Source organism: Streptomyces griseoluteus (genome assembly GCF_004784465.1).
In the GTDB taxonomy this organism is placed as follows: Bacteria; Actinomycetota; Actinomycetes; order Streptomycetales; family Streptomycetaceae; genus Streptomyces; species Streptomyces griseoluteus.
This window is the reverse complement of sequence record NZ_SRRU01000010.1, coordinates 138,410-151,180: the sequence shown is the minus strand read 5'-3', so window position 1 is coordinate 151,180 and position 12,771 is coordinate 138,410. Positions and strand designations below refer to the sequence as shown.

12 protein-coding genes and 1 tRNA gene are annotated in these 12,771 nt (G+C 71.7%); 8 read left to right on the top strand and 5 right to left on the bottom strand.

Annotated elements, in window-relative coordinates; genetic code table 11:
• Positions 1-98: 98 nt before the first annotated feature.
• Together E5082_RS25885 and E5082_RS25880 are read right to left on the bottom strand one after the other, a co-directional pair.
• Positions 99-1,598, bottom strand: coding sequence for an MFS transporter (locus tag E5082_RS25885; RefSeq protein ID WP_135793660.1), 1,500 nt, complete (start codon positions 1,596-1,598; stop codon positions 99-101).
• A 114-nt stretch (positions 1,599-1,712) separates the two neighbouring features.
• Positions 1,713-3,059, bottom strand: coding sequence for a DUF445 domain-containing protein (locus tag E5082_RS25880; protein ID WP_135793659.1), 1,347 nt, complete (start codon positions 3,057-3,059; stop codon positions 1,713-1,715).
• A gap of 206 nt (positions 3,060-3,265) precedes the next feature.
• Here E5082_RS25880 and E5082_RS25875 point away from each other — a divergent pair, with 206 nt between their 5' ends.
• Both E5082_RS25875 and rdgB read left to right on the top strand, forming a co-directional pair.
• Positions 3,266-4,597 carry an SGNH/GDSL hydrolase family protein gene (locus tag E5082_RS25875; protein WP_135793658.1) on the top strand — a complete coding sequence of 444 codons (1,332 nt, stop codon included), beginning with the start codon at positions 3,266-3,268 and terminating at the stop codon, positions 4,595-4,597.
• 43 nt (positions 4,598-4,640) lie between these two features.
• Positions 4,641-5,243: an RdgB/HAM1 family non-canonical purine NTP pyrophosphatase gene (gene rdgB / locus E5082_RS25870; RefSeq protein WP_135793657.1), complete on the top strand. Its 603-nt coding sequence runs from the start codon at positions 4,641-4,643 to the stop codon at positions 5,241-5,243.
• Between the two features lie 4 nt (positions 5,244-5,247).
• Here rdgB and E5082_RS25865 read toward each other — a convergent pair.
• Positions 5,248-5,334, bottom strand: a tRNA-Leu gene (locus tag E5082_RS25865).
• Positions 5,335-5,373: 39 nt separating this feature from the next.
• The gene (bcp, locus tag E5082_RS25860) at positions 5,374-5,841 is read right to left on the bottom strand and encodes a thioredoxin-dependent thiol peroxidase (RefSeq protein ID WP_135793656.1); all 468 of its coding nucleotides are present in this window, start codon (positions 5,839-5,841) and stop codon (positions 5,374-5,376) included.
• Positions 5,842-5,934: 93 nt separating this feature from the next.
• On the opposite strand from bcp, the gene E5082_RS25855 reads away from it, so the two are divergent.
• The gene (locus E5082_RS25855; RefSeq protein WP_135793655.1) at positions 5,935-6,276 is read left to right on the top strand and encodes a DUF3618 domain-containing protein; all 342 of its coding nucleotides are present in this window, start codon (positions 5,935-5,937) and stop codon (positions 6,274-6,276) included.
• A 150-nt stretch (positions 6,277-6,426) separates the two neighbouring features.
• Positions 6,427-6,729, top strand: a complete 303-nt coding sequence (locus E5082_RS25850) for a co-chaperone GroES (protein WP_373310107.1) — start codon at positions 6,427-6,429, stop codon at positions 6,727-6,729.
• An 82-nt stretch (positions 6,730-6,811) separates the two neighbouring features.
• On the opposite strand, the gene E5082_RS25845 is transcribed toward E5082_RS25850, so the two are convergent.
• The gene (locus E5082_RS25845; protein WP_425276874.1) at positions 6,812-9,073 is read right to left on the bottom strand and encodes a transglycosylase domain-containing protein; all 2,262 of its coding nucleotides are present in this window, start codon (positions 9,071-9,073) and stop codon (positions 6,812-6,814) included.
• A gap of 661 nt (positions 9,074-9,734) precedes the next feature.
• On the opposite strand from E5082_RS25845, the gene E5082_RS33075 reads away from it, so the two are divergent.
• The 4 genes from E5082_RS33075 (at position 9,735) to E5082_RS25825 (ending at position 12,771) form a co-directional block, all read left to right on the top strand.
• On the top strand, positions 9,735-9,923 hold the full coding sequence (locus E5082_RS33075) for a hypothetical protein (protein WP_135793654.1): 189 nt from the start codon (positions 9,735-9,737) through the stop codon (positions 9,921-9,923).
• A gap of 257 nt (positions 9,924-10,180) precedes the next feature.
• Positions 10,181-10,981, top strand: coding sequence for an ABC transporter permease (locus tag E5082_RS25835; protein WP_135793653.1), 801 nt, complete (start codon positions 10,181-10,183; stop codon positions 10,979-10,981).
• Between the two features lie 49 nt (positions 10,982-11,030).
• Complete coding sequence (locus E5082_RS25830) at positions 11,031-11,795, top strand: ABC transporter permease (RefSeq protein ID WP_135793781.1); 765 nt, start codon at positions 11,031-11,033, stop codon at positions 11,793-11,795.
• 4 nt (positions 11,796-11,799) lie between these two features.
• On the top strand, positions 11,800-12,771 hold the full coding sequence (locus tag E5082_RS25825) for an ABC transporter ATP-binding protein (RefSeq protein ID WP_135793652.1): 972 nt from the start codon (positions 11,800-11,802) through the stop codon (positions 12,769-12,771).

Below are 12,771 nucleotides of genomic sequence, written 5' to 3'. Positions count from 1 at the left end.
GACCCTTAGAGCTGAGCCTCCTCGGCCCCGCCCGGCCTCAAGCCGCAAGGGCCGTCCGGTAATCCCCGGACGGCCCCGACTTCACAGAACTCAGCCCCCTACCCCACCCCCACCCCCTTCTCCCCCGCCCCCGAAGGCGAGGTGGACGACAGGGGCGTGGCCACGTCCTCGAGCGACCGTCCCTCCGCCCGTACCGCCAGTACCGCCGCCACCAGCCCCGCCACGCACATCAGGGACGCGCCGATCTGGAAGGCGAGGACCGTGTCCCCCACCTTGCCGGTGCCCGTGAGGTCCGCGAAGAGCAGCGGGCCGCTGATGCCGCCCGCCGCGGTGCCCAGGGCGTAGAAGAAGGCGATCGACATCGCGCGGGTCTCCATCGGGAAGATCTCCGAGACCGTCAGATACGCACTCGACGCGCCCGCGGAGGCGAAGAAGAGGACCGCGCACCAGCAGGCGGTCAGGGTGGAGGCGCTCAGCGAACCCCGGTCGAAGAGCCAGGCCGTGGCGAACAGCAGGACCCCGGACAGCAGATAGGTCGACGAGATCATCACCCGCCGGCCCACCGTGTCGAACAGCTTGCCCAGCAGCAGCGGGCCGAAGAAGTTGCCGACCGCGATGACCGCGAAGTAGTAGCCCGTCCGGTCGGCCGGGACGTCGAAGAAGCGGGTGAGGATGGCGCCGAAGCCGAAGGTGATGGCGTTGTAGAGGAACGCCTGGCCGATGAAGAGGGAGAAGCCGAGCACCGCGCGCCGGCGGTAGCGGCCGAAGACGGTGCGGGCGATCTCGAGGAACGTCACGCTGCCCCGCCGGTGGATCTCCAGCCGGCCCTCGGGCGCGGGCAGCGGCTCCCCCGTCTGCTCCTCGATCTTCCGCTCGATCCCGGAGACGATCTCCTCCGCTTCCTGGTCCCGTCCGTGGATCAGCAGCCAGCGCGGACTCTCCGGTACGTGCCGCCGGACCAGCAGGATGACCAGGGCGAGCACCGCGCCGAGGGCGAAGGTCAGCCGCCAGCCGATGTTCTCCGGCAGGAAGGCCGTGTCCAGCGCCAGGATGGACAGCAGGGAGCCGCCCACCGCGCCCAGCCAGAAGCTGCCGTTGATCATCAGGTCGACCCGGCCCCGATAGGCGGCCGGGATCAGCTCGTCGATCGCGGAGTTGATGGCCGCGTACTCCCCGCCGATACCGAAGCCGGTCAGGAAGCGGAACAGGAAGAACCACCATGCCTCGGTCGACAGCGAGGTCAGCGCGGTCGCCGCGAGATAGACCGCCAGCGTGATCATGAACAGCTTGCGGCGCCCGAAATGGTCCGTCAGGCGCCCCCAGAACAGGGCGCCGACACACGCACCGGCCACGTACAGCGCGGCCGCGGTGCCGGTGACCTGCCCGGAGCTGATGGACAGCCCGCTGCCGGGCTCGGAGAGCCGGCCTGCGATGTTGCCGACGACCGTGACCTCCAGGCCGTCCAGAATCCACACCGTGCCCAGCCCGATCACGATCGTCCAGTGCCAGCGGGACCAGGGCAGGCGGTCCAGGCGGGCCGGGATGTCGGTGGTGGTCGAACCGCCCGCTCTCGACGGCGTCCCTGCTCCCGTGCTCATCGGCACCCCTCGCTCATCGGCACCCCTTCTTCGTCGAAGGACGAGTTACGGGTGCCCACGCCGCGCGGGATCAGACCGGCCCGTCCGGCAGGCTCACCTCGCCGGACGAGCCGTTCAGCCGCCCAGCGCCCGCGACACGGTGTAGATCACCAGCCCGGCCAGCGAACCCACCACCGTGCCGTTGATCCGGATGAACTGGAGGTCGCGCCCGATGTGCGCCTCGATCTTGCGGGTGGTGTGCTCCGCGTCCCAGCCCGCCACCGTCTCGGTGATCAGGGAGGTGATCTCCCTGCGGTAGGTCGTCACCACGTGCACGGCCGCGCCCTCGATCCAGCGGTCGACCTTGCCCTGCATCTTCGGCTCGGTCGCCAGCCGTTGCCCCAGCGAGAGCAGCCCGGCCCGCACCCGCAGACGCAGCTCGCTGTGCTCGTCCTCCGACGCCGCGACGATCATCGACCGTACGGCCGTCCAGGCGGACGCGATCAGGTCCTGCACCTCGTCCCGCGCCAGCACCTCGCTCTTCAGCCGCTCCACCCGCGCCCGTGTCTCGGTGTCGGACTGGAGGTCGGAGGCGAAGTCGGTGAGGAAGCGGTCCAGGGCGGCCCGCGCCGGGTGCGTGGGCATCTCCTGCATCTCGGTGACGAAGCGCAGCAGTTCCTTGTAGACGCGGTCGCCGACCTTGCGGTCCACGAAGCGCGGTGTCCAGCCGGGCGCACCGCCCTCGATGGCCACCATCACGTCGTCCCGGTGCCGCTCCAGCCACTCGTGGGCGCGGCCCACCACCAGGTCGACCACGCGCCGGTGACCGCCGTCGGCCACGATCCGGTCCAGCAGCTTGCCCACGGCCGGACCGATCTCCCGCGCGTCGGCCCGCCGGGTGATCGCCTCCCCCACCACCGCCTGCACGTCGGAGTCGCGCAGTACGGTCAGCGCGCCGCGCAGCGCGGTGGCCAGCTCGGCGGTGACCCGGTCGGCGTTCGCCGGCTCGGCCAGCCAGTCACCGAGCCGGCTGCCGATGCCGACGGCGGCGAGCCGCTGCCGTACGACGTCCTCGGAGAGGAAGTTCTCCCCGACGAACTCGCCGAGGGAGACGCCGAGCTGGTCCTTCTTGGTGGGGATGATCGCGGTGTGCGGGATGGGCAGGCCCAGCGGGTGGCGGAACAGCGCGGTGACCGCGAACCAGTCCGCGAGCGCGCCGACCATTCCGGCCTCGGCGGCCGCCGCCACATAGCCCGTCCAGGGTCCCGCCCCCGCGTGCCCGGCCCAGGTGGCCAGGGCGTAGACGACGGCGACGAACAGCAGCAGTCCGGCGGCCGTGAGCTTCATGCGCCGTACGCCGCGCTGGCGCTCCTCGTCGGCCGCCGTGAAGGCGGTCATGGTCCGGTGCGAACCGGCCCGTCCGGCAGCCGTCGGCCGGGGGGTGCGTCCCGGCTGTGCCTCTTCCGTTTGCGCGCGTTCCATCTCGCTCCGCCCGATCGGTGATCCCGCACACACATTGTCCCTTCCCGCCGTCCCGCGGAACGGACAGGAGGTTCCCGGCGTCAGACTGAAAGGGGGTCGGGCCAGGTCCCATGGACCGGGGTGCCCGTCAACTCCGTTCCCCCATATGCCGCATCATGGTGTATTGATCGTCCGGCTTCCCGTCTCCCGAGGAGAACAACGCCAGCGTGACCAAGCGCCACGGTTATGCCCTGCTCAGTGCGTTCGTCGCACTCGTCGTCGCCCTTTCCGTCACCGTCCTCATCAGGTCGGCGGCCGGCGACAGCACCTCGGGGTCCTCGGCCACGGGCCGGCGCCCCCACGGCTCGTCCGCCGCACCCGCCTCCGCGGGCACCTGGGTCGGTTCCTGGGCCGCCTCGCCCGTCGGCGCCGAGCCCGGGACCGAGGCCGCCGGCCTGGCGGGCCGCTCGGTGCGCAACGTCGTGCACGCGAACACCGGCGGTACGAGCGCCCGCGTCACCCTCTCCAACCTGTACGGGCAGGCGCCGCTGACGATCTCTCACGCCTCGGTGGCCCTCTCGGCGGGCCGGGGCACCGCCGCCGCCCGTGCGGAAACGATGCGCCGCCTGACGTTCGACGGCGCCTACGCCGTCACCATCCCGGCCGGCGGCCAGGCCGTCAGCGACGCGGTGCGGATCGTCGTACCGCACGACCAGGACGTTCTGGTCACCACGTACTCCCCCACGCCCTCCGGGCCGGTCACCATCCACCCGCACGCGCGGCAGATCTCGTTCGTGGCGCCCGGTGACCGCACCGAGGAGGCGACGGGCATGCCGTACGCCGAGCGGAGCGCGTACTGGCGTTACCTGACCGCGCTGGACGTGCTCAGCAACGAGGCGGACGGCACGGTCGTGGCGTTCGGCGACTCCATAACCGACGGCGTCACCTCCACCATGGGCGAGAACCGCCGCTGGCCCGACGTGCTGGCCTCCCGGCTGCGCTCGGCCGCGGCGAGCGGGGCGGACGTTCCGCGCTACTCCGTCGTCAACGAGGGCATCACCGGCAACCAGGTGCTGGCCGACGGCCTGGGCCGACCCGCCGAGAACCCGAGCGGACTGTCCCGCTTCGGCCGCGACGCGCTGTCCCGGCCCAACGTCAAGGTCGTCGTCATCGACCTCGGCATCAACGACGTCACGCACTCCCGCTCGGCCGCCGACGGCAAGAAGATCACCGACGGGCTGCGCGCCCTGGTCCGGCAGGCGCACGCGCGCGGCCTGAAGGTCGTCGGCGCCACCCTGACCCCCTTCGGCGGCCACCGGACCTGGACCCCGGCCCTGGAGCGGATGCGCCAGCAGGTCAACGCGGAGATCCGGGCCGGCGGGGTGTACGACGCGGTGGTGGACTTCGACCTCGCTCTGAAGGACCCCCGCGACCCGCACCGGATGCTCCCGAAGTACGACTCCGGCGACCACCTGCACCCCAGTGACCTCGGTTTCCACACCATGGCCGAGACCCTGAACCTGTCGCTCCTGAAGGGCGCCGGACAGGCGGAGCTGTGACCCCTGACGGGGCGGCGGAAGGGGGCCGGGGATACTGGCCCCCATGACCCGCTTGATCCTCGCCACCCGTAACGCCGGAAAGATCACCGAGCTGAGGGCCATCCTGGCCGACGCCGGGCTGCCGCACGAGCTGATCGGTGCCGACGCCTTCCCCGAGATCCCGGACGTCAAGGAAACCGGCGTCACCTTCGCGGAGAACGCCCTGCTGAAGGCGCACGCGCTCGCCCGGGCGACCGGGCTTCCGGCTGTCGCCGACGACTCCGGGCTCTGTGTCGACGTGCTGAACGGCGCCCCCGGCATCTTCTCCGCCCGCTGGGCCGGCCGGCACGGCGACGACACCGCCAACCTCGACCTGCTGCTCGCCCAGCTCTCCGACATCGCGGACGAGCACCGGGGCGCCCACTTCGCCTGCGCGGCCGCGCTGGCGCTGCCGGACGGCACGGAGCGGGTGGTGGAGGGGCAGCTCCGCGGCACCCTGCGGCAGGCCCCGGCGGGTACGGGCGGCTTCGGCTACGACCCGATCCTCCAGCCGGAGGGCGAGAGCCGTACCTGCGCCGAGCTGAGCGCGGACGAGAAGAACGCCATCAGCCATCGCGGGAAGGCGTTCCGGGCCCTGGTCCCGGTGGTGCGGGAGCTGCTGGGCTGAGTTCTGGTGCGGCCGGAGGGACTCGAACCCTCACGGGAGTTACCCCACTGGGACCTAAACCCAGCGTGACTGCCAATTCCACCACGGCCGCCTGCTGCTGCCCGGCCATGCTAGCGGCCGGGCGGCGGCTTCAGACGCCCAGATCCTTGATGATCTTCGCCACGTGGCCGGTGGCCTTGACGTTGTACAGCGCGCGCTCGACCTTGCCTTCCTCGTCCACCACGACCGTGGAGCGGATGACACCGGTGACGGTCTTGCCGTACAGCTTCTTCTCGCCGAAGGCGCCGTAAGCCTCCAGCACCCTCTTCTCCGGGTCGGCGAGGAGGGTGACCTTCAGGTTCTCCTGCTCACGGAACTTGGCTAGCTTCTCCGGCTTGTCGGGCGAGATGCCGATGACGTCGTACCCGGCACCGGCCAGCAGGGCGAGGTTGTCGGTGAAGTCGCACGCCTGCTTGGTGCAGCCGGGGGTAAGCGCCGCGGGGTAGAAGTACACGATGGTCTTGCGGCCCTTGTGGTCCGACAGGGACACCTCGTTCCCGTCGGCGTCGGGCAGGGTGAAGGCGGGGGCAACGTCCCCGGGCTCAAGTCGCTCGCTCATCGGGCCAGCCTAACCGGGTGCCCCTGCCGTGCGGTGTGGCGTGGAGCTGACAGACTGTTCGGAACAGCATCAGGAGATTTCGGAGGCCGTACGGTGGCGGAGACGTCGGACACCAGAACACCGGCGCAGATCGAGGCGGACATCGAGCGCCGTCGCGCTGTGCTGGCCGAGACGCTCGACGAGATCGGGGTGCGGGTGCACCCGAAGACGATCGTCGGGGATGCCAAGGCGAAGGCCGTCGCCGGCGTCGACCGTGTCTTCGGACGGGCGTACGTGCAGGTCAACCGAGTGATGACCGAGGTACGCGACCAGTTCGTGGACGACGACGGCGCGCCCCGCGTGGAGCGCATCGTGCCCGCCGCGCTCATCGTCGCCGGGACGGTCGGGCTGATCGTCGCCGGGTCGCGCAAGCGCAGGCACCGCCGCCGGCGTTAGTCACGGACGACTTCTGCGACCGGGTCGCCGCGGTGGGGAGCCGCGGCGACCCGGAGGCGTGTCCGCGCCGCCCGGGCAGGTAGGTTCGGGTACGTGAGCGCCAACAGAGACGAGCAGAGCACCCCCCACCACGACAAGCTGCCCATCCGGATGCTGCACGACCGGGTCCTCGTGCGGCAGGAGACCGGTGAGGGCGAGCGCCGTTCGGGCGGCGGCATCCTGATCCCCGCGACCGCGGCGGTCGGGCGCCGGCTGGCCTGGGCCGCGGTCGTCGCGGTCGGGCAGAACGTCCGGACCGTCGAGCCCGGCGACCGGGTCCTGTTCGACCCGGAGGACCTGGCCCAGGTCGAGGTCCGCGGCGTGGCGTACGTGCTGATGCGCGAGCGGGACCTGCACGCGGTGGCCGCGGACCGCTTCGAGGGGTCGGAGGACTCCACCGGGCTGTACCTCTGAACCGCCGCCCTCGCTGAGCCGCCCGGGAGAACACGAGAAGGGGCTGACGACCGTGGTCGTCAGCCCCTTCTCGTGTTCTCTGCTACTGGCGCCGGGCCGTCTGCGGGGCGAAGCCGCCGGGCGGACCGGTCGTGCCCTGGTCGGCGCCGCCGTCCGTGCCGCCCGTACCGGGCTGGCCGCCGGGGCCGCCGCCGGTGGCGCCCCCGTCGGTGGGCCCGCCGGTGGTGGTGGCCGGACCGCCGCCGGCGCCGCCGTCGGTGGTGTCACCGCCGCCCGTGGTGGTCGGGTCGACCGGGGTGGTGCCCTGGCTCGGGGTACCGGTGGCGCCGCCGTTGCCCTGGCCGCCGTCGGTGGGCGTGGTGCCCTGGCTCGGGGTGCCGGTGGTGCCGCCGTTGTCCTGGCCCGCGTCGGTGCCGGGCGAGGTGGAGGGCCGGGTGCTGGGCGCGACCACGTCGGCGCCGGGCTGGAGCTCCAGGTCGAAGCTCGCGGCGGGCTTGCCGCGCAGCGCGTCCCGCGTGTACTGCGCCCAGATCTCGGTGGGCGGACCGCCACCGTTCATCCGGGCCACGCCGAGGGCTCCGTACAGCGGCTTGTGCTTGGCGGTGACCGGGTCCTGGCCCATCACGGAGACCACCGTGGCGAGGTCGGGGGTGTAGCCCGCGAACCAGGCGGCCGTGTCCTCCTCGGCGGTGCCGGTCTTGCCCGCGGCCGGACGGCCGGCGGCCTGCGCGGCCGTGGCGGTGCCGCCCTCGACCACGCTCTTCAGCACCGAGGTGGTGGTGTCGGCGGCCTCGCGGGTGACGGCCTGCTTGGTCTGACGGCCGGGCAGGTGGACCGGGACGTTGTCCTTGCTGATCTCCTCGATGATCGTGTACGTGCCGTGCCGGCCGTGGTTGGCCAGGGTGGCGTACGCCTCGGTCATCTCCAGCACGCTGGCGGTGGCGGTGCCGAGCGCGATGGACGGGGACGGGTAGAGGTCGGGGGTGTCGGCCGGGATGCCGAGGTCGATCGCGGTCTCCTTGACCTTGTCACCGGTGACGTCGGCGGCCATCTGCGCGTACACCGCGTTGACGGACAGGTCGGTGGCCTTGCGGACGGTGATCTGGCCGTAGGACTTCTGGTCCTCGTTCTCCGGCGCGTACCGGCCGCCGGACCAGCCCTGCACGGGACGCATGTTGGTGCCGTCGTAGTACGCGTTGGGCGTGATGCGCTGGCCGTCCTGCGTGCTGGAGGAGTTCTGCACCGCCGAGGTGAACACGAACGGCTTGAAGGTGGAGCCGACCTGGTAGTCGCCCCGGGTCGCGCCGTTGGTGTACTGCTTCACGTAGTCGATGCCGCCGTACATCGCGACGATCTTGCCGGTCTTGGGGTCGATCGAGGCGCCGCCCGCGCGGACGTACGTGTCGGCCTTGCGGTTCTTCTTGTCCAGCTTGGAGATGAGCTGGTCGTCGACGGCCTTCACGAAGGCGTTCTGCTTGGGCTTCTGGATGGTGGTCGTGATCCGGTAACCACCCGTGGCCAGCTGGTCCTTGGTGAGGATGTCGTGCCCGACCAGGTACTCCTTGACGGCCTCCACCAGGTAGCCGCGCTGACCGGACATGCCGGTGGAGACGGTCTGCTCCTTCGGCATCGGGAACTTCATCCCGGTACGGTCGGACTGGCTCAGCCAGCCCTTGGCGACCATGCCGTCCAGGACGTAGTTCCAGCGGGCGAGCGCGGCCGGCTTGTTCTCGGGGTGGGAGACGACGTCGTACTCGCTGGGCGCGTTGACCAGCGCGGCGAGGTAGGCGGCGCGGGCCGGGTCGAGGTCGATCGCGTCGCGGCTGTAGTACGCCTGGGCGGCGGCCTGGATGCCGTAGGCGTTGCGGCCGAAGTAGCTGGTGTTGAGGTAGCCCTCGAGGATCTCGTTCTTCGACTTCTCCCGGTCCAGCTTGATCGAGATGAAGAACTCCTTGGCCTTGCGGGTGACCGTCTGCTCCTGGGCCAGGTAGTAGTTCTTCACGTACTGCTGGGTGATGGTGGAGCCGGACTGCTTGCCCTTGCCGAGGGCGGTGTTCCAGCCCGCGCGGAGCATCGCCTTGGGGTCGACGGCGGACTCGGTGTAGAAGTCGCGGTCCTCGGCGGCCAGAATGGCGTGCTGGGCGGGCTTGGCGATCTGGGAGAGGCCCACGTTCTCGCGGTTGACCTCGCCGTCGCGGGCGAGCTGGGAGCCGTCCGCGTAGAGGTAGACGGTGGCCTGCTTGGTGGCCAGGGCGTTGGCGGCCGGGATCTGGACCATCGAGTAGCCGAGGAACAGCAGCCCGATGATCACGAGCACGCCCAGCACGAAGGTGCCGAGCACCATCCGCCAGGTGGGGAAGATCCGCCGCCAGCCGGTGCGCTTGGGACGCTTGGGCTTCTTGCCGCCGCCGTCACCGGTACCGCCGCCGCCCTCGCCGCCGTCGCTGCCGTTCCCGCTCGCCTGGGGGGTCGCGGTGGACTCGGACGGGGTGCGGGGCAGGACGCTGGTGGCTCCGGCCGCGGCGGCCGGGGCGACGGGGGCCGTGGGCCCGCCGGCGCCGGGCTTGGGGGTGTCGCCGGACCGGGGCGCGTTGACCCGGCGGAGCACCTGGGTGCTCTCGGCGGGCGGCGGCTGGTCGGCCTTGACGCGCCGGAGCACCTGGGTGCTCTCGGGCGCCTGCTGCGGCTCGGCACCACCGGTACGGGGCTTTGCGGACCCGGCGGGGGCGCTGACCCGGCGCAGCACCTGGGTGCTCTCGGCGGCGGGCGGCTCGGCAGCCGGGCTCTTGCCGGCCGGGCTCTTGCCGGCCGGGCTCTTGGCAGCCGGGGTCTTGCCGGCCGGGGTCTTCTCCGCCGGGGCCTCCTTGGCGCCGGACTGCGCGGGCACGGCAGGCGCGCCCTTGGGGGCACCGCCGGCCTCCTTCGCAGCCGAAGCGCTCGGAGCACCCTTGGCACCCTCGTCCGGCTTCTCCGCCCCGGCCTTCCCGCCCCTGGCCGGAGATCCCGTGGCCGAAGATCCCGTGGCCGGAGATCCCGTCGCCGAAGATCCCGTCGGCCGGGGGGCGTTCGGGGTCGCGGAGTCGCGCACGGGGGCGCTCTCCGGTTTCGGCGCGGTCTCCGCCGGCGCGCGGTCGGCCGGCCTCTTCGCCGGTTCCGCCTGCGGTTCCGCTGCTGCGGGCCCCTCAGCCGGCTGAGGTTCTTCCGGCCCCCCGCCCTTGTTCGGCTGCTGCGGCTGCGGCTCGTCGCTCATGTCGTGCACGGACTCCTGTTTCGTCGTACGTTCCCGTACGCCTCGTACGCCTTCTGCGCCCCCTGGTTGAAGACTCTCGCACCTGGCGAACCGTTCCCGGATTCCGGCACGCTTCGGTCACGGAAAACGCGTGGCCGTTCGCGGGGGCCGGGACTAGGCTCCTGCGCTTCGGTGTCGAGCAGTCCGAGGAGGTGGACCGGCGTGGGCGCTGGACGGTTGTACGTGGCCGTCGCGGCAGGGGGATTCAGACGGTACGCGACCTACCGCGCGGCCACGGCGGCAGGGGTGTTCACCAATACCGTCTTCGGTCTGATCATCGTCTGCACCTACCGTGCCCTGTGGGACGCCCGCCCGCACTTGGGCGGATATGACCAGGCGCAGGCCGTGACCTACGTATGGCTCGGGCAGGCCCTGCTCTCCACGCTGGCGATCGGCGGCGGGGGCGCCGAGGAAGAGTTGATGGAGCGCATCCGTACGGGTGACGTGGCGGTGGACCTGTACCGGCCGGCCGACCTGCAACTGTGGTGGCTCGCGGCCGACCTGGGCCGGTCCTGTTTCCAGCTGCTCGGGCGGGGGGTGCTGCCCTTCCTCTTCGGGATGCTCTGCTTCCCCGCCTACCTGCCCTCGGACGCCGGCACCTGGCTGGCGCTGCTGGTGACGCTGGCCCTGGCGATGCTGGTCGGCTTCGGCATCCGGTACCTGCTGGCGCTGAGCGCGTTCTGGCTGCTGGACGGCGCGGGCGTCACCCGGATCGCCTGGCTGGCGGGGTACTTCTGCTCGGGGATGCTGCTCCCGCTGAACGTCTTCCCGGGCACGCTCGGCGAGGTCGTCCGGGCGCTGCCCTGGTCCGCGCTGCTCCAGGCCCCGGCGGACGTGCTGCTGGGCCGGGCGGACCCGCTGGGTGTCTGGCTGTTCCAGGCCGGGTGGGCGGTGGCGCTGCTGGGGGCGGGGCGCCTCCTCCAGTCGGCGGCGACCCGGCGAGTGGTGGTCCAGGGTGGCTGAGTACGGCCGGGTCCGCGAGGGTGTGCGGGCGTACGGGCTGATCGCCGGGATGTGGGTGCGCTCCACGATGGTGTACCGGGCGTCGTTCGTGATGACCACGTTCGGCAACTTCGCGGCGACCTTCTTCGACTTCGTCGCGATCATGCTCATGTTCTCCCGCGTGGACTCCCTGGCGGGCTGGTCGCTGCCGGAGGTGGCGTTCCTGTACGGGCTGTCGGCGGTGGCGTTCGGCATGGCGGACCTGCTGATCGGGTCGATGGACCGGCTGGGGCGCCGCGTGCGGGACGGCACGCTGGACACCCTGCTGGTGCGTCCGGCGCCGGTGCTGGCGCAGGTCGCGGCGGACCGGTTCGCGCTCCGGCGGCTGGGCCGGGTGACGCAGGGGGCGCTGGTGCTGGGCTGGTCGCTGAGCCGGCTGGAGGTGGCCTGGACGCCGCTGAAGCTGCTGCTGATGCCGGTGATGGTGGCGGGCGGTTGCGGGATCTTCTGCGCGGTGTTCGTGGCGGGCGCCGCCTTCCAGTTCCTCGCGCAGGACGCCTCGGAGGTGCAGAACGCCTTCACCTACGGCGGTACGACGCTCCTCCAGTACCCGCCCGCGGTCTTCACCGAGGAGCTGGTGCGCGGGGTGACCTTCGTGCTCCCGCTGGCCTTCGTCAACTGGGTGCCCGCCGCCTATGTGCTGGGGCGCCCGTATCCGCTGGGGCTGCCGGGGTGGACGGCGTTCGTCTCCCCGCTGGTGGCGCTGGCCTGCTGTGCGCTCGCCGGGCTGGCCTGGCGGGCGGGACTGCGTTCGTACCGGAGCACGGGGAGCTGAACTGATGGCGGACGGCGAGGGGTTCATCGCGCTGGAGAAGGTCGGCAAGGTATTCGAGGTGCGCAAGAAGACGGGGTTCCTCAAGCGGGAACGGCGCGAGGTGCGGGCGGTGGACTCGATCTCGTTCACCGTGGCGCGCGGTGAGATGGTCGGCTACATCGGGCCGAACGGCGCGGGCAAGTCGACCACCATCAAGATGCTGACCGGCATCCTCACCCCGACCTCGGGCCGGCTGCGGGTCGCCGGGATCGACCCCTCACGGGAGCGGACCCGGCTGGCGTCCCGGATCGGCGTGGTGTTCGGACAGCGGACGACCCTGTGGTGGGACCTGCCGCTGACCGACTCCTACCGCCTGGCGCACCGCATGTACCGGATTCCGGACGCCCGGTACCGGGAGAACCTGGCCCGCTGTGTGGAACTGCTGGAACTGGGCGACCTGTTGGACGTTCCGGTACGCCAGCTCTCGCTCGGCCAGCGGATGCGCGGCGACATCGCGGCGGCCCTGCTGCACGACCCGGAGGTGCTGTACCTGGACGAGCCGACGATCGGCCTGGACGTCGTCTCCAAGGCCAAGGTGCGCGGCTTCCTGAAGGAGCTGAACGCGGAGCGCGGCACCACGGTCATGCTCACCACCCACGACCTGACGGACATCGAGCAGTTGTGCTCGCGGGTGATGGTGATCGACCACGGCCGCCTGGTGTACGACGGTTCGCTGACCGGGCTGCACGCGGCCGGGGAGGGCGAGCGGACGCTGGTGGTGGACCTGGAGCGGGAGCTGCCGCCCATCGAGGTGCCCTCGGCGCGGGTGGTACGGGTGGAGGGGCCACGCCAGTGGCTGGCTTTCCCGGCCGGGCAGTCCGCGGCGCCCCTGGTGGCCCATCTGGCGGCCGCCTACCCCCTGGTGGACCTCTCGGTCCGCGAACCCGACATCGAGGCCGTCATCGCCAAGATGTACGCGGAGAAGGCCGTCTCGTAG